15 protein-coding genes are annotated in these 16,230 nt (G+C 32.3%); 9 read left to right on the forward strand and 6 right to left on the reverse strand.

Annotated elements, in window-relative coordinates; all coding sequences use genetic code 11:
• Nucleotides 1–48 precede the first annotated feature (48 nt).
• From ACTPNM_RS00680 to glmS, 3 genes are read left to right on the forward strand one after another with little or no spacing between them, the layout of a single operon-like run.
• The gene (locus tag ACTPNM_RS00680; RefSeq protein WP_121146590.1) at nucleotides 49–864 is read left to right on the forward strand and encodes a glycogen/starch synthase; all 816 of its coding nucleotides are present in this window, start codon (nucleotides 49–51) and stop codon (nucleotides 862–864) included.
• The gene (locus tag ACTPNM_RS00685; protein ID WP_440120186.1) at nucleotides 864–2,411 is read left to right on the forward strand and encodes a DUF4270 family protein; all 1,548 of its coding nucleotides are present in this window, start codon (nucleotides 864–866) and stop codon (nucleotides 2,409–2,411) included. Before ACTPNM_RS00680 ends, ACTPNM_RS00685 begins: the two co-directional genes overlap by 1 nt.
• 9 nt (nucleotides 2,412–2,420) lie before the next feature.
• Complete coding sequence (gene glmS, locus ACTPNM_RS00690) at nucleotides 2,421–4,277, forward strand: glutamine--fructose-6-phosphate transaminase (isomerizing) (protein ID WP_440120187.1); 1,857 nt, start codon at nucleotides 2,421–2,423, stop codon at nucleotides 4,275–4,277.
• A 53-nt stretch (nucleotides 4,278–4,330) separates the two neighbouring features.
• Here glmS and ACTPNM_RS00695 read toward each other — a convergent pair whose 3' ends face one another.
• Nucleotides 4,331–5,290 carry an endonuclease/exonuclease/phosphatase family protein gene (locus ACTPNM_RS00695; protein ID WP_440120188.1) on the reverse strand — a complete coding sequence of 320 codons (960 nt, stop codon included), beginning with the start codon at nucleotides 5,288–5,290 and terminating at the stop codon, nucleotides 4,331–4,333.
• A gap of 336 nt (nucleotides 5,291–5,626) precedes the next feature.
• Between ACTPNM_RS00695 and ACTPNM_RS00700 the strand changes: the two genes are divergently transcribed.
• A complete protein-coding gene (locus ACTPNM_RS00700) occupies nucleotides 5,627–5,959 on the forward strand; it encodes a hypothetical protein (RefSeq protein ID WP_440120189.1) in 333 nt (110 codons plus the stop codon).
• A gap of 77 nt (nucleotides 5,960–6,036) precedes the next feature.
• On the opposite strand, the gene gdhA is transcribed toward ACTPNM_RS00700, so the two are convergent.
• Nucleotides 6,037–7,380 (reverse strand): NADP-specific glutamate dehydrogenase, encoded by a 1,344-nt coding sequence (gdhA, locus tag ACTPNM_RS00705; RefSeq protein WP_274638694.1) that lies wholly within the window; start codon nucleotides 7,378–7,380, stop codon nucleotides 6,037–6,039.
• Nucleotides 7,381–7,571: 191 nt separating this feature from the next.
• Here gdhA and pheS point away from each other — a divergent pair, with 191 nt between their 5' ends.
• The 3 genes from pheS (at nucleotide 7,572) to ACTPNM_RS00720 (ending at nucleotide 10,529) form a co-directional block, all read left to right on the forward strand.
• Nucleotides 7,572–8,591, forward strand: coding sequence for a phenylalanine--tRNA ligase subunit alpha (gene pheS, locus ACTPNM_RS00710; protein WP_440120190.1), 1,020 nt, complete (start codon nucleotides 7,572–7,574; stop codon nucleotides 8,589–8,591).
• 73 nt (nucleotides 8,592–8,664) lie between these two features.
• A complete protein-coding gene (locus ACTPNM_RS00715) occupies nucleotides 8,665–9,060 on the forward strand; it encodes a hypothetical protein (protein ID WP_440120191.1) in 396 nt (131 codons plus the stop codon).
• A gap of 104 nt (nucleotides 9,061–9,164) precedes the next feature.
• Nucleotides 9,165–10,529: an alanine/glycine:cation symporter family protein gene (locus ACTPNM_RS00720; protein WP_440120192.1), complete on the forward strand. Its 1,365-nt coding sequence runs from the start codon at nucleotides 9,165–9,167 to the stop codon at nucleotides 10,527–10,529.
• Here the strand turns inward: ACTPNM_RS00720 and ACTPNM_RS00725 are convergent.
• Nucleotides 10,516–12,249: a M28 family peptidase gene (locus tag ACTPNM_RS00725; RefSeq protein WP_440120193.1), complete on the reverse strand. Its 1,734-nt coding sequence runs from the start codon at nucleotides 12,247–12,249 to the stop codon at nucleotides 10,516–10,518. The genes ACTPNM_RS00720 and ACTPNM_RS00725 overlap by 14 nt on opposite strands.
• 452 nt (nucleotides 12,250–12,701) lie before the next feature.
• Between ACTPNM_RS00725 and ACTPNM_RS00730 the strand changes: the two genes are divergently transcribed.
• Nucleotides 12,702–12,863: a hypothetical protein gene (locus ACTPNM_RS00730; protein WP_440120194.1), complete on the forward strand. Its 162-nt coding sequence runs from the start codon at nucleotides 12,702–12,704 to the stop codon at nucleotides 12,861–12,863.
• 30 nt (nucleotides 12,864–12,893) lie between these two features.
• Here the strand turns inward: ACTPNM_RS00730 and ACTPNM_RS00735 are convergent, their stop codons facing one another.
• A complete protein-coding gene (locus ACTPNM_RS00735; protein ID WP_440120195.1) occupies nucleotides 12,894–13,115 on the reverse strand; it encodes a hypothetical protein in 222 nt (73 codons plus the stop codon).
• 144 nt (nucleotides 13,116–13,259) lie between these two features.
• Entirely contained in the window at nucleotides 13,260–13,604 is a 345-nt protein-coding gene (locus ACTPNM_RS00740) for a HopJ type III effector protein (protein WP_440120196.1), read from the reverse strand.
• Between the two features lie 115 nt (nucleotides 13,605–13,719).
• Here ACTPNM_RS00740 and aspS point away from each other — a divergent pair, with 115 nt between their 5' ends.
• Nucleotides 13,720–15,474: an aspartate--tRNA ligase gene (gene aspS / locus ACTPNM_RS00745; RefSeq protein WP_440120197.1), complete on the forward strand. Its 1,755-nt coding sequence runs from the start codon at nucleotides 13,720–13,722 to the stop codon at nucleotides 15,472–15,474.
• Nucleotides 15,475–15,533: 59 nt separating this feature from the next.
• Here the strand turns inward: aspS and ACTPNM_RS00750 are convergent, their stop codons facing one another.
• Nucleotides 15,534–15,980: an RDD family protein gene (locus tag ACTPNM_RS00750; RefSeq protein WP_274638703.1), complete on the reverse strand. Its 447-nt coding sequence runs from the start codon at nucleotides 15,978–15,980 to the stop codon at nucleotides 15,534–15,536.
• Nucleotides 15,981–16,230 lie beyond the last annotated feature (250 nt).

The following is a 16,230-nucleotide window of genomic DNA, read 5'->3' on the forward strand; positions in this document are numbered from 1 at the left end:
TGCATTAAATTTCGTATTTTTGCACCTTCAATAAAAGAGACCGATTTAATGAAGGATAAGAGAATTTTATATGTTTCATCAGAGGTAACACCATATTTACCCGAAACAGAATTATCGTCTACCGCATTTAACGTTGCTAAAAATGCACATTCTAAAGGAATTCAAACCCGTATATTTATGCCTCGCTTTGGGGTTATTAACGAGCGAAGGCATCAGTTACATGAAGTTATTCGCCTATCGGGTATGAACTTAATTATCAACGACATGGATATGCCGCTAATAATTAAAGTTGCCTCTATACCTAAAGAAAGGATGCAAGTTTATTTTATTGACAATGACGAATATTTTAAGCGTAAAGCTGTATATTCTGACGAAGATGACAAACTATTTGATGACAATGATGAACGTATGATTTTCTTCGCCAAAGGTGTTGTTGAAACTGTTAAGAAGCTAAACTGGGCTCCTGATATTATTCATGTTCACGGATGGATGGCTTCGTTACTTCCATTATATTTAAGAGAATTTTATAAAGAGGAACCATTGTTTGCTGAGAGCAAGATTGTAACTTCGCTTTACAATAGTGATATTGAGGATTTGGGTAAAGAATTGGCTAACAAAGTTCGCTTTGATAAAATTGAAGATTCTAAAGTAGCTACAATAGAAACACCAAGTCATACTAACATTTTAAAGAGCGCTATTGAAAATTCAGATGCTATTATAAAAGGTAGCGAGGTTTTACCTGAAGAAATTGAAACTTTCATTGAAGAAAGCAATGTAAAGGTTCTAGATTTCCAATCAGAGGAAACTTTAACTGAAGCATATTTAGAATTTTATAAAGAAAACGTTTTAGAATTAAGCGAGTAATGATTAGAAAAATTGGTGTACTTGGTATTAGCTTGCTATGTTTGGCAGCTATTACATCTTGTGAAAAAGATTTTAGTGAGGTTGGAACAAACGTTGTTAACAACGATAAGTTTGAAACAGGAGAAATATTATTGGATGTTGAAATAACACCTATAGATATAGAAAGTGTACAAGCCGACAATATTAACGCTAGTATTAGTGATTATTGGCTTGGAGTATATAATAACCCCAATGCAGAAAAAATTGAAGCTTCAATCATTTCTCAACTTGGTTATATCTCAAACTTAAACAATAAAGATACTGACACAACTGTATTCAATCTTGATAAGGTTATTTTAAAAATTCCATACCAAGCTACTTCTACAGGCACAACAGATGGAGTTACAAGTTTTAAATTAGATTCTATTTTAGGTAATCCTGATATTGCAACCAATATTCAGGTATTCCAAAATGAAACATACTTAAACACTTTAGACCCTAGTGATCCATCTAAAAGAAATACTTTCTTTTCTGATAAAGAATACGCAGGTAATAATGTGTTAAGCGAAGGTGGTATTTATGAATTAAAGCCTAAAGCTACGGACACTACATTTATTTTTGATAGAATTGATAGATCTTCTTCATTAGCAAGTTCTACTACTTATAAAGATACTGTTAGAGCCATAAACTCACAAAAACTTAAAGTTCCATTTTTAGCAATTCCTTTAGATATGGCTAAAATGAAAACTTTATTTTGGGATAAATTTCATAGCGGAGAGTTTGCATCTAAAGAAGTTTTTGATGATTATTTTAGAGGGATTAAAATAGTTGCAACTGGAAGTGACGGATCTCTTGTTCCATTAAACCTAGCTTCTTCACCTACTCCATCTGTAGATTTTCACTACACTATATCTGAAGTAGATGGTACTACAGTAAAGGACACTCTTCAAAGAAAGTACTCTTTTCCTCTTTCTGGTATAAGAAATAGTAATTACAAAATGTCTCCTGCTACAACTTCTGCTCCAGCCAATAATTTTGTTATTCAAGGAACAGCTGGAAGTATGGCTAGAGTTAAGATTTTAGACGAAACTAAAGTTCAAGAGTTGAAAACTAATAATTGGTTAATTAATGATGCTTCTCTTACTTTTTATATAAATCAAGCAATTAATAATGATGCTGATGTTATTCCTCAACAATTATTCTTATATCAAAATAAGAAAAATGAAACAGGTGGCATTTCACCAACTCACTTAACAGATGCTTATGTTGACCCTACTTCTTTTGGAGGTCTTTTAGAGAAAACTGAAGATGACAATCCTGAAAAATATACATTTAGAATTACTGATTATATTTCAAAACTGTTGTCGGGAGAAGAAAACACAACTGCTGATCCTTTAGTTTTAAAAGCATATAATCCTACAGATACGCCTGTTAACAATAATGTTTTAGCAACTTCTGTAAAATCTTATAACTGGAACCCAAGGGCTGTAACATTACTTAATGGTGATGAAGCCGCTAATGGAACCAAAAGAGCCGTTTTAAAAATATCATATTCAAAAGAAAAATAACAAGTTGTTATGTGTGGAATCACAGGATATATTGGACATAGAGAAGCTTACCCAATTGTAATTAATGGGCTTAAGCGTTTAGAGTATAGAGGTTATGATAGTGCTGGAATCATGATGTATGACGGTGAAACAATGCACTTATCAAAAACAAAAGGAAAGGTTTCTGACTTAGAAGTAATTACAAACAGAGAAGAGATAAGGAAAAAAGGAAATATTGGAATTGGTCATACTCGTTGGGCAACTCATGGTGTTCCTAATGACGTAAACTCTCATCCTCATTTTTCTCAGTCAGGTAACCTCGTAATTGTTCATAATGGAATTATAGAAAACTACGACACTATTAAGAAAGAATTAACCTCAAGAGGTTATGAATTCAAAAGTGATACTGATACAGAAGTTTTAGTAAACCTTATTGAAGAAGTTAAAAAAAGTGAAGGCTGTAAACTAGGAAAAGCTGTTCAATTAGCTTTAACTAATGTTATTGGAGCTTATGCAATTGCTGTTTTTGACAAAACAAAGCCTAATGAATTAGTCGTAGCTCGATTAGGTAGTCCTATTGCTATTGGAGTTGGAAAGAACAATGAAGAGTTTTTTGTTGCCTCTGATGCTTCTCCTTTTATTGAATACACAAAAGATGCTATTTACCTTGAAGATGGTGAATTAGCTATTATAAAAAAAGATAAAGGAATTAAAGTTCGTAAAATTGAGAATGATAAAGAAATTGATGCGAACATTCAAAAATTACAATTAAGTCTTGAACAAATAGAGAAAGGTGGTTATGACCACTTTATGTTAAAAGAAATTTACGAACAACCAAAAGCTATTATAGATACCTATAGAGGTAGAATGCTTGCCAACGAGGGAATTATTAAAATGGCAGGGGTAGATGATAATATGTCTAAGTTCTTAAACGCTGACAGAATTATTATTGTAGCATGTGGTACTTCTTGGCACGCTGGATTAGTAGGAGAATATCTTTTTGAAGACATGGCTCGTATTCCAGTTGAGGTTGAGTATGCTTCAGAGTTTAGATACCGCAACCCTATTATTACTCCAAAAGATGTGGTAATTGCCATTTCTCAGTCTGGAGAAACAGCTGATACTTTAGCAGCTATTAAATTAGCTAAATCTAAAGGAGCTTTTGTTTTTGGTGTATGTAACGTTGTTGGTTCTTCTATCGCTAGAGAAACACATGCAGGTGCTTATACCCATGCTGGACCTGAAATTGGTGTAGCATCAACTAAAGCATTTACAACACAAATAACAGTACTTTCATTAATTGCTTTAAAACTAGCCCAAGCCAAAGGAACTTTATCTACATCAGCTGTGAATACTTATTTACAAACGATGCAGCAAATTCCTGCTCAGGTAGAAAGTTTATTAAAAATTGATGCCCAAGTTAAAGAAATTGCAGCCGTTTATAAAGACGCTAAAAACTGTTTATATCTAGGTAGAGGTTTTAATTTTCCTGTTGCATTAGAGGGAGCTTTAAAATTAAAAGAAATCTCTTATATCCACGCTGAAGGCTATCCTGCAGCTGAAATGAAGCACGGACCTATTGCCTTAATTGATGAAAATATGCCTGTCTTTGTTATTGCAACAAGTAGAGGACATTACGAGAAAGTAGTAAGTAATATTCAAGAAATTAAGTCTCGCAGCGGAAAAATAGTTGCAATTGTTACTGAAGGCGATGAAACAGTTAAGGAAATAGCTGACCATATAATTGAAATTCCAGATACAGAAGAAGCTTTTTCTCCTTTACTAACAACAATACCGTTTCAATTATTATCATACCATATAGCTGTTATGTTAGGTAAAAATGTAGATCAACCAAGAAACTTAGCAAAGTCGGTTACTGTTGAATAACAATCGATTTTATTTAAAATATAAATCCTGAGAAAAAATTTCCCAGGATTTTTTTATACCTCTTTTTCTAGAGTAATATAGACAGGGAAATGGTCTGAAAAACCACCTTTATAAAAAGGCCCTATAAAAGTTCTAAATGGACTTCCTTCATATTTTCCTTTATATATTTTTAACCAATCTCTATTAAAAACCTTAGCATGTAAAAAACTGTGCTTACTTTTTTCCATATCAAAAAAATCTCTTGAAAATATAATTTGATCAAATAAATGCCAATTCTTATAATGGGTTGTGGTTCCTATCCCTTTTTCATACAAAGACTTCATTGGATTATACAAATCTTCACACATTAAATACTCTTCAATACTTTTATTTATTGGGTTATCATTAAAATCTCCCATAACAATGAATTTCGGTGCATTTTCTTCTTCTTTAATCTTATCCATAACACTACGAGTCAATTGAGCTGCCTTAATTCTGTTTTTTTCGGTTTCTGTTTCTCCTTCTCTTCGTGAAGGCCAATGATTAATTAAAACATGTACTATTTCATCATTAAAAACTCCCTTAACTACTAACAAATCACGCGTATAATCTACTTCACCCTCATCATCTGTTAGTAAAAGTGGGTGTGTTTCAGAAAATATCACTTCAAAGAAATCTTTATTATACATCAAAGCAACATCAATACCTCTTTCATCAGGTGAATCGTAATGAACATAGTCGTAATTAAACTTTGATAGATTTTCATGCTTTACTAAGTCTTTAACAACTTTGGCATTTTCAACTTCTACCAAACCAACAATAACTGGTGGATGAGCAGATTGATTACTTCCTAACTGACTAATAACAGATGTTATTTTTCTAAGTTTATGATTGTATTTCTTCCTTCCCCATCTTAATTTACCGTTTGGTGTATAATCATTATCATAGGTGTTTGGATTATCAACAGTGTCAAATAAATTTTCGACATTATAAAAAGCAACTGTGTACCTATTTCTTCTTCTATTTGATGTCATTTAAGATTTGTTTACTTCTCGAAAGTACAAAAATGTATGGATCTTATAACATAAAACTAACCTTAGTGATTAACGAATTATATAGAGCTTGAAAATAAATTTATCGATTTTAATAAAAACCACTGATTTATTTAAAATTCGTCAAAAAAGGAAAGTAAAAAATAGAAATATCTTTAATATTAATTATATGTAAAACAGTTATAAAACGCTCATATACTTTACTTTAAAACAATATTTTATTAATTAAAAATAACACCTTAAAAAACTCATTTACAATACTTTTATATTGCTAATTTTTAACAAACAAACTTAAAAACAAACCCTAAAACTTAAAAAATGAAAAAGTTATTTGTATTAATGTTCATTACTTTAATGAGTACATCAGTATTTTCAACAAACGAGAACCCTGCAAAAGAGCAGATTAGATCAAAAATAGTTGAACTATTAGGTAACCCTAATTTTGTTCTTGACAAGGAAGTAAAAACTACTGTAGAGTTTTTAATAAACAAAAACGGCGAGATCGTTATTATAAACGTTAACTGTGATACAGAACAAGTTTGTCACTATGTAAAAAGTAGATTAAATTATAAACTTATAAACAAGGAATTAACGGTAAAGAACCATATCTACAAGATGCCTTTAACCATAGAAAAAAGTAGTAGTAAATAATTACTATCCGATTATCCCCTAATAAAAAAGCCTCATAGAATTCTATGAGGCTTTAATTTTATTTATTGTTCTGTAGATTATACTGCTCCTTGATCAAGCATTGCATCAGCAACCTTAACAAAACCAGCAATATTTGCTCCTTTTACATAATCGACATATCCACCTTCTTGTGTACCATATTTTACACAAGCTTCGTGAATATTATTCATAATAGAGTGTAACTTACTATCTACTTCTTCACGAGTCCAAGATAAACGTAATGAGTTTTGAGACATTTCTAATCCAGATGTTGCTACTCCTCCTGCATTTGAAGCTTTACCTGGTGCAAATAAGATTTTTGCATTGTGAAATACTTCAATAGCCTCTGGAGTAGAAGGCATGTTTGCTCCTTCAGCAACACAAATACATCCATTATCAACTAATGCTTTTGCTTCTTCTCCATTTAACTCATTTTGAGTTGCACATGGTAAAGCTACATCACACTTAGTTCCCCAAGGTCTTTCTCCTTTAAAGAATTTTGCTGATGGGTATTTCTCTACATATTCATGGATTCTTCCACGTTTTACATTCTTTAACTCTTGTACAAAAGCTAATTTCTCAGCATCAATACCATCTTCATCATAGATATAACCTGATGAATCAGATAAAGTTACAACTTTAGCTCCTAATTGAGTTGCTTTTTCAGTAGCATACTGAGCTACGTTACCAGAACCAGAAACAACTACAGTTTTACCTTCGAAAGAATCTCCTTTAGTTTTTAACATGTTTTCAGCAAAGTACACGTCTCCATAACCTGTAGCTTCAGGACGAATTAATGAACCTCCCCAAGAAGCTCCTTTACCAGTTAATACTCCAGTAAACTCGTTACGTAAACGTTTGTATTGACCAAACATGTAACCAATTTCACGACCACCAACACCAATATCTCCAGCAGGAACATCAGTATCAGGACCAATATGACGTGCTAATTCTGTCATAAAAGATTGACAAAACGCCATAACTTCACGATCAGACTTTCCTTTAGGGTTAAAGTCAGATCCTCCTTTACCACCACCCATAGGTAATGTTGTTAATGAGTTTTTGAAAACTTGCTCAAATCCTAAAAATTTTAAGATTGATAAGTTTACTGAAGGGTGAAAACGTAACCCTCCTTTATAAGGACCAATTGCTGAGTTAAACTCAACTCTATATCCTCTGTTTACTTGAGTTTCTCCGCTATCGTCAACCCAAGGTACTCTAAACATAATAGTACGTTCAGGTTCAACCATACGCTCAAGTAATTTCTTACCTTGATATTTTGGATTATTTTCTATAAACGGAATTACTGTTTCTGCTACTTCATGTACAGCTTGCAAAAACTCTGGTTCATATGTATTACGCTCTTTTACGTAATCCATAAATGCTTGTATCTTAGATTCCATAAACTTAGTTGTTGTTCTGTTATTTTATAATATTAACAATTTTACTATGCAAATATAATTATTTTACTATTCGTTAATTTCTATTTTTCTGTTTATTTCCCTTATTTTATTGGTGTTTTTGCAAACACAACCAAAAGTCCTTTTTTTTACACAAAAAAACGTAAATTTGCACCTTAACTTTTGGAAAGATTATGTTAGACAAGGTAAAAGAATTGATTGGAGAGGTAAATGCTTTTAACGCCACTTCAAAAGAAGAAATAGAAACATTTAGAATTAAGTATTTAGGAAGCAAAGGAATTTTAAAAGATTTATTTGCTGAGTTTAAAAATGTACCTAACGACCAAAAGAAAGAATTTGGGCAAACCATTAATTTACTTAAAAATTCTGCTGAAGAAAAAGTAAAGACTTTAAAAGAGGCTATAGAAAATGCTGTTGAAGAAAAAGGTGTTTATGGTGACTTAACACGTCCATCAGAGCCAATTAACTTAGGTTCACGCCACCCAATTTCATTAGTGAAAAATCAAATTATCGAAGTATTTAACCGTATTGGTTTTACTGTTTCTGAAGGACCAGAAATTGAAGATGATTGGCATAACTTTACTGCCTTAAACTTACCAGAATATCACCCAGCACGTGATATGCAGGATACTTTCTTTATTGAAAAGAATCCTGACACATTACTAAGAACGCATACCTCATCGGTACAAGTACGCTATATGGAAAACAACGAACCTCCAATTCGTACAATTTCTCCAGGGCGTGTGTTTAGAAACGAAGATATTTCTGCACGTGCACACTGTATTTTCCACCAAGTAGAAGGATTATACATTGATACTGATGTTTCTTTTGCTGACTTAAAACAAACCTTATTATACTTTACCAAAGAAATGTTTGGTAAATCTAAAATACGTTTACGTCCGTCATATTTCCCATTCACTGAGCCTAGTGCTGAAGTGGATATTTATTGGGGCTTAGAAACTGAAACTGATTACAGAATCACCAAAGGAACTGGTTGGTTAGAGATTATGGGATGTGGTATGGTAGATCCTAATGTATTAAAAAACTGTAATATCGACCCAACTAAGTATAGTGGATATGCCTTCGGAATGGGTATTGAGCGTATTGCAATGTTGTTATACCAAATTCCAGATATTCGTATGTTCTACGAAAATGACAAGCGTTTCTTAGAGCAGTTTAAATCTGTAATTTAATTTTAAGATAAATTCAAACAAAATAAAAGACGAAAGCACTAAACTTTCGTCTTTCCTTTTAAAGAAGTATTCAATGAAAAAAGATATTGAAATCCCTAAAGTAACCGGTGTAGAAATAGCCGTTGTTTTAGAAACAAATGAAATCGATAACAAAGAGGATTGGAATGTATACATTCTTAACAAGAAAGATGTCGATTTAGAAATGGTAGTTATTGTTTCTCAAGGATTCTCAGACACTAAAACTACGTCTGTTTTTCGAAGAAAAATAGATAAACTTCCCGCAAATAGTTATCAAAAGTTTGAGTTAATGCAACCTGAGTTATTTGATTTAGACAATCGTTTTCAGGTAACTTTCTTTGAAAACAACAAACTACATGACAAAACCTTTATTTTTCAAGCCGAGACTATTCAAAAAGGCTTTTTAAAAGATATTGAATTCTTAGAAAAAAGAGGAATCGTTTGTAAATAAACATAACATATATAAAAAACACAAAAGAACGATAGTTGTTAATTCACAGCTATCGTTCTTTTGTTTATACTCACTTTTAGTACTTTCGCTTAAAATATCACTTTATGTTTGCAAACATTCAAGACTTAGTTACTCAATTTTCTTCTTGGGTATGGGGAATTCCATTATTAATACTACTCATAGGTGGCGGTTTATACCTATTTGTCTATTCAGGTTTAATTCCTTTTAGATATATAGGTCATGCCATTGCTATTTTAAGAGGAAAATATGACAAAGCTGATTCTCCTGGAGATTTATCGCATTACGAAGCTTTATCTTCTGCCATTGCAGCTACAGTGGGTATGGGAAATATAAGTGGAGTTGCTATTGCTATTGCAACTGGAGGCCCTGGTGCTATTTTTTGGATGTGGGTAAGTGCCTTTGTAGGTATGGCTACCAAATTTTTTACCTGTAGCCTATCGGTAATGTATCGTGGAACTGATGAAAACGGAAATGTAAAAGGTGGGCCAATGTATGTTATTACTGAAGGACTAGGAAAAAAGTGGAAACCTTTAGCTTTATTTTTCTCTGCTGCTGGGTTGATAGGGACGTTGCCTGCTTTTCAAGCAAACCAACTCACGCAAACACTGGTAGATGTTTTTCAAGTACACGAAACCAATCACTTTACAGCTAAATTATTATTAGGTATCTCCACTGCTATTATTGTGGCCATGGTGATTTTTGGTGGAATAAAACGCATTGGTAGTGTTGCAGGAAAACTAGTTCCTGTAATGGTTGTAGTATATCTTCTCACCGTTTTAACAATTTTGATGTTACGTTTAGAACAAGTTCCTGCAATTTTTTCTTTAATTTTTGAAGATGCTTTTTCGGGAAAATCTGTTTTGGGTGGTGCTTTAGGAGCATTGATAATTACGGGAGTAAAACGTGCTGCATTTTCTAATGAAGCTGGTTTGGGTACTGCACCTATGATGCATGGAACAGCTAAAACAAAAGAACCTATTCGTGAAGGATTGGTTGCTATGTTAGGCCCAGCTATTGACACCTTGTTAGTTTGTTCTTTGACCGCACTAGCTATTTTGGCTTCGGGAGTTTGGAAAGGTTTTGAAGGTAATGGAATTTCTATGACTTTAGCTGCGTTTGATGCTGTACTTCCTCATAATATTGGGAGTGTTGTTTTAACTATTTGCGTATTGATTTTTGCTTTTTCAACGTTATTTACTTACTCTTTTTACGGGTTGAGTTGTTTAAGCTTCTTGACCAACACTAAAATAGGAAAGAATTACAACTACATTTATATTTTTACAATTGCTGTTGCTTCTATTATAAAGCTAGACTTTGTAATTAACTTAATTGATAGCGCCTATGCCCTAATGGCAATACCAACAGTAATTTCAACATTAATTTTAGCTCCTAAAGTAAAAAAAGAAGCCAAAAAGTATTTTCAAAAGTTAAAGACTAATTCTTTCTAATAAGTTTTAGCTCTTCTATAATTTTAGAAGAGGCAGAATCTATTTTTTTAGATGTTTCTTTGATATAATCTTGATGCTTTGCTGAATCTTTTACAACATCTAACGTTGTTTGGGTTGAGTTGATATACCAATCTTTCCATGCTGAAATAATTGATAGTTGTGTTGATAGGGAATCCCCTTTTTTTAATGCTACTTCACTTTGTTTCTTTTCTTCTTGAAGTCTTGACAAAGCTGCTTTTTCAATATTTTGGAGTATTGATTTTGCTGTAGTACTATCCGCATTTAATAAAGTATAAGCAGAAGCTAATGAAGCTATCCCAACATTTCTAAGCGTTTTTTGAGACACTTTATCTATTCGATCGTTATCGGTATGATAAAATTGATCGGTAAAATGCCAGAATAAAACACTAGGAATGTTTCTCTTTAAAAAAGGTACATGGTCACTACCACCTTCAAACGGATTTGTGTTCACTATCCAATTCGCTCTTTTTCCTTGTTCTTTAAATTTATCAATTAAAAAATCATTTAGATAGTGTGGAGTCATTTCTTCAAGTTTCATTTTTCTTCCTCCCCACTCGGTATGTTTGTCTTTTCCTCTTGTCCAAATTGCACTAGGATCAGGCATTTTTTCAATTAAAAAAGTACCTCCTGTTTTTTTGGTGTTTTCCCCTACCATGTCTAGAGAAATTCCCCATTTAATATCTTTTGCTCTTATACTATCTTCTTTCACATACCTGTTTGTTGAAATAATTTCATCTCCCCATAAAAAGGTTAAGGTTCTATTGGGTACAAATATGTTATTTTTGATAAGCTCAGCTGTAAGTGTAGCCATTTCTAAAGCAACACCTACACCTGTAGCATTGTCATTTGCTCCAGGTTCTTGTATGTGAGCACTAAAAACTAATCGCTCTTTAGGATATTTATTTCCTTTAATATCTGCAACAATTGTTAACTCTTCTGATGGATAGATATTCGTTTCAACACTTACATTTAGAAAAACTTTTCCTTTTAACAATTCCTCTTTTAATTTTTCTTTAGCCTTGTAAGACATCGCAATTGCCCAAGATTTAACTTCTTCATTTAACGGAATAGTTCTAAACTGAATAGAAGTCGTATTTTTCTGAGGTTGTAAATATTTCGGATTGCTATAGGTAACCAAACCCAAAGCACCACCTTTTACAACAGCTTGATTAAATATTCTATGAGGACTTGTTTCAGCAAAAACAATCTTCCCTTTTACATCTAAATCCTTTAACTTTTTTAAGTCTTTAATATAAACGACCTCTGCATTAACCCCTTCTTTAGGTGTACTGTAAGAGTTTAAAGCAATCATATTCCTATTTGTGCTGTGCTGTAAAAGAGGTAGATCTTCTCCTTTTATCTTTACAGAAGCATTTACAGATTCCCAAGTAGGATTTTTTAAGGGTCTTTTTTCTATCCTGTAGGTTAAAATATCATTACTCGTAGCACTATCTTCTTTAACGAAACCTGATTTTTCTAATTCTTCAGCAATTTTATATACACTTTTATTAAAGCCAGTATTACCAACAACACGCCAATATTTTTCTACAAAAGAAGTTGTTTCATAAGCTAAATCACCCGTAAATTCTTCATTTAAAACATCGAAATAATTAGAGGTGTTTAAAACTGGAACAACATTTTCTTTCTTACAACTTATAAGTAATAGAATGATAGGTAATAGATAGATTTTTTTTAGCATAACGGGATTTTGTGGCTTTAAAAGTACACTTTTTATAGTTTTTATTTTTAGTTCTTTTACTTATTGAAAAGGACAAAATAAAAATTTTCAGAAAAGATGCCGTTTTAACTTTTCTAAAAAACCAGAAATTCAATCATAATTAGCTTCTTTTTCCAAATCAAAGTGAATAAACCCACCTTAAAAACCAAGACAAAAACCTGTAATACAGTAATTTATATGAATTAACCCTTTTATGTCCTGTTAGTTTTATTCAAGCCCTTTATTTATAAATAACCAAACACACAAACACCTATTTACCAATAAGTTAAACTGTCCTTTTATTATTTAACCCTCAATATTAATATTGTTAAAAATAATTAGTAACAAAAAACAATGAACAAACTTTATTTAACCACTTTAGAAGAAATGATTTGTAGCTTTGGGTTAATAGAAAGTTAAATAGGATTATAATAATGAACAATAACTTTAACATACTTCCTAAGTTTACTGGAAAATATATTCATAAATCAATAAAACTGATTGTATTTTATGTAGTCCTACCCATCATAGTAGCTATAATTTTATTAATAGTATTTGATAATGAAAAGTTAATTAATCTATTATCTGCTTTATAGTTTATGATTTATTATCAGGCTCTGGTGGCTTTACTCTCTCCCTATCGGATAATCTTCATAAAAATCTTCAAAGGTTTTATCGGTGGTGTAATTGTCTTTTAATACTTTGTAAACCATTAACACTACTAGTAACTGACCTATAACTGTAAGTGTAAACACCCAGCTAAAGCCTATATTAGTATAGACCAAAGCAGTTAGCACCAATAAAAAAATAGTGACAAACAACACTAAAAACATCGCCGAATTCTTCATAATCACACATTACCCTATAATTTACAAAAAAATCAATAAATAATAAAGCCCTTATTACTTTATAAAAAGTAATCTTAGGTTTTTAATACTACTGTGGAGCATTTATTTGAGATAGAAGAAGTAGACTAATTCTCTAGAGAATCCTTAACGTTTTTTTAGCGCCTCTCCTTCAAAAAATAGGCCTTCAAAACCAGTTTTTATAAAATTTCTAATGTTTTGATGATCTGTTCCTTCAGGATTTTTTAAAACATCTTCAAAATAATACTGTCCAAAACAAGCCAAGGTTTCTTCTTTACTGAACCCCTGTTGTATAGCAAACGAAAACACTTTACATGAACCTTGATTTTTTTCAGCTTCATTGTATAAATTTCCATTTTTAAAGGCAGTGGGTGTAAAATTATATACGTTTTCAATCACTGATATAGTATCAGAAAACTTAACTTTTTCTGGTGTACTTTGTATCGTTTCTTTAAATCTATCTAGTGTCATTTTAAAAAGGTTTTACGCTACAAAACAAAAGATTAAAACTCATAAAAACTAACTCGTAGTAATTTTTTACAAACTAACATTTATAGTTAAATTTGCACAGCAAAAATTTCAAGAAATGTACAGAACGCATACTTGTGGTGAATTAAGAGCATCGCACATCAATACTGAAGTTACCCTTTCTGGTTGGGTACAAAAATCACGTGACAAAGGTTTTATGATTTGGGTAGATTTACGTGATCGTTACGGAATTACACAATTAATTTTCGACGAAGAACGTACTTCTAAAGAGTTAATGGATAAAGCAAAGACCTTAGGACGTGAGTTTGTAGTACAAGTAACTGGTAAAGTTATTGAGCGTCAATCTAAAAACGCCAATATTCCAACAGGTGATGTAGAAGTTTTAGTATCGAACTTGGAAATTTTAAACGAAGCTAAGTTACCACCTTTTACTATTGAAGATGAAACTGATGGTGGTGAAGATTTACGTATGAAGTATCGTTATTTAGATATCCGTCGTAACCCAGTAAAAAACAGCTTGGTTTTCCGTCATAAAGTATCAATGGAAGTTCGCAAATATTTATCTGACAAAGGATTTATTGATGTAGAAACTCCATATTTAATCAAATCTACTCCAGAAGGAGCACGTGATTTCTTGGTGCCTTCGCGTATGAATGCGGGTCAGTTTTATGCCTTACCACAATCACCACAAACCTTTAAGCAGTTGTTAATGGTAGGTGGAATGGATAAATACTTCCAGATTGTAAAGTGTTTTAGAGATGAAGATTTACGTGCCGACCGTCAACCAGAATTTACACAGATAGACTGTGAAATGGCGTTTGTTGAGCAAGAAGATATTTTAGAGATTTTCGAAGGAATGACGCGTCATTTACTAAAAGAAATCAACGGAGTTGAAGTAGCGGAATTCCCAAGAATTACGTTTGATGAGGCAATGCGTAAGTATGGTAACGATAAACCAGATATTCGTTTCGGGATGGAGTTTGGTGAATTAAACGAAGTTGCACAACATAAAGATTTCAAAGTATTCAATTCAGCAGAATTAGTAGTGGGTATTGCAGTACCAGGAGGAGCTTCATATACTCGTAAAGAAATTGATAAATTAATCGATTGGGTAAAGCGTCCTCAGGTAGGAGCTTTAGGAATGGTATATGTAAAGTGTAACGAAGACGGAAGCTTTAAATCTTCAGTAGATAAATTTTACGATCAAGAAGATTTAGCTAAATGGGCTGAAGCTACAGGTGCGAAGGCAGGAGATTTAATTTGTGTGCTTTCAGGAAACACTAACAAAGTTCGCGCACAATTAAGCGCTTTACGTATGGAAATGGCTGAGCGTTTAGGTTTACGTAAACCTGATGAGTTTGCTCCGTTATGGGTAATCGATTTCCCTTTATTAGAATTAGATGAAGAAACGGGTCATTACCACGCAATGCACCATCCATTTACTTCTCCTAAGCCAGGTCAATTAGCATTATTAGACACTGACCCAGGAGTTGTTAAAGCAAACGCTTACGATTTAGTTTTAAACGGAAACGAAATTGGTGGAGGTTCTATTAGAATTCATGATAAAGAAACACAAGCTATCATGTTTAAGCATTTAGGATTTACCGAAGAAGAAGCGAAAGCTCAGTTCGGATTCTTAATGGATGCTTTTGAATACGGAGCACCACCACACGGAGGTTTAGCTTTTGGTTTAGATAGATTGGTAGCTATTTTAGGAGGTCAAGAAACAATTAGAGATTTTATTGCCTTTCCTAAAAACAATTCAGGACGCGATGTAATGATTGATGCACCTGCAACTATAGACGATGAACAACTACAAGAATTAAGCATCAAGTTAGATGTAAAAGAATAAAAGTAATAACTTTATATAAATCAAAAACCCATGGCAATGCCATGGGTTTTTGATTTATATTATTCGTTTATCTTTTTTCTCCCGATTTCCTTTACTACAATTGTTCCTGAAAGCATGTCGTGTAAACATTGCTTTTTTTCACCCGTAAAGAATAATAAATACCCTACAAAAAAAGTGATAACATTTAAAAAATTACCAAAAAACCTTCCTGTTGCCTGACCAAAAGTTACTTTATTACCATCAATACTCATTAGCTTTATTTGAGCTACTCCCTGACCAACTGTTCTTTCTTTTTCACTACTTTGTTGTAACGACCAATATAACCAAGCAGGCACCAAAGGGATACATAACTGAGGTATAATAATGATTAACGTATCTAAAAACCTAGCTAGAAAACGCTCCCAAAATCCAGCATACTGATATACTATTACCTCATTATACTCTTTAACAATAAGCTCCACTGTACCTTCATTAGTAAAACGGATTTCTTTTTCTTTTGATAACATAGAATTTAATTTTTTATTTCAAGGCGCAATGTTACTAATTTTTTTATTCTGTTTCTATTTTCCTCATACTTTTTAACACGTATTACAACAACAAAAGTTTAATGTATTTTACCTTTAAATATTTGTTTCTTCAAACAATGAAACAGATATTAAGTCTTAAAAAATAAAAAATCCTGCAAAATTTGCAGGGTTTTTTATTACCTTTAATGTACGTCTTGAAAAGGTAAAAACTTCACGAAAACAAATCAAT

Origin of the sequence: Tenacibaculum sp. Ill (assembly GCF_051938915.1) — a bacterium.
Classification (GTDB): domain Bacteria; phylum Bacteroidota; class Bacteroidia; order Flavobacteriales; family Flavobacteriaceae; genus Polaribacter; species Polaribacter larymnensis.

What these genes read in the sequence shown, in the direction of transcription:
- ACTPNM_RS00715 (WP_440120191.1), top strand. Translation starts at nt 8,665, where the DNA reads ATGAAAAAAGATATTGAAATCCCTAAAGTAACCGGTGTAGAAATAGCC.
- glmS (WP_440120187.1), top strand. Translation starts at nt 2,421, where the DNA reads ATGTGTGGAATCACAGGATATATTGGACATAGAGAAGCTTACCCAATT.
- ACTPNM_RS00750 (WP_274638703.1), bottom strand. Translation starts at nt 15,980, where the DNA reads ATGTTATCAAAAGAAAAAGAAATCCGTTTTACTAATGAAGGTACAGTG.
- ACTPNM_RS00720 (WP_440120192.1), top strand. Translation starts at nt 9,165, where the DNA reads ATGTTTGCAAACATTCAAGACTTAGTTACTCAATTTTCTTCTTGGGTA.
- ACTPNM_RS00685 (WP_440120186.1), top strand. Translation starts at nt 864, where the DNA reads ATGATTAGAAAAATTGGTGTACTTGGTATTAGCTTGCTATGTTTGGCA.
- aspS (WP_440120197.1), top strand. Translation starts at nt 13,720, where the DNA reads ATGTACAGAACGCATACTTGTGGTGAATTAAGAGCATCGCACATCAAT.
- ACTPNM_RS00695 (WP_440120188.1), bottom strand. Translation starts at nt 5,290, where the DNA reads ATGACATCAAATAGAAGAAGAAATAGGTACACAGTTGCTTTTTATAAT.
- ACTPNM_RS00730 (WP_440120194.1), top strand. Translation starts at nt 12,702, where the DNA reads ATGAACAATAACTTTAACATACTTCCTAAGTTTACTGGAAAATATATT.
- ACTPNM_RS00725 (WP_440120193.1), bottom strand. Translation starts at nt 12,249, where the DNA reads ATGCTAAAAAAAATCTATCTATTACCTATCATTCTATTACTTATAAGT.
- ACTPNM_RS00700 (WP_440120189.1), top strand. Translation starts at nt 5,627, where the DNA reads ATGAAAAAGTTATTTGTATTAATGTTCATTACTTTAATGAGTACATCA.
- pheS (WP_440120190.1), top strand. Translation starts at nt 7,572, where the DNA reads ATGTTAGACAAGGTAAAAGAATTGATTGGAGAGGTAAATGCTTTTAAC.
- ACTPNM_RS00680 (WP_121146590.1), top strand. Translation starts at nt 49, where the DNA reads ATGAAGGATAAGAGAATTTTATATGTTTCATCAGAGGTAACACCATAT.
- gdhA (WP_274638694.1), bottom strand. Translation starts at nt 7,380, where the DNA reads ATGGAATCTAAGATACAAGCATTTATGGATTACGTAAAAGAGCGTAAT.
- ACTPNM_RS00740 (WP_440120196.1), bottom strand. Translation starts at nt 13,604, where the DNA reads ATGACACTAGATAGATTTAAAGAAACGATACAAAGTACACCAGAAAAA.
- ACTPNM_RS00735 (WP_440120195.1), bottom strand. Translation starts at nt 13,115, where the DNA reads ATGAAGAATTCGGCGATGTTTTTAGTGTTGTTTGTCACTATTTTTTTA.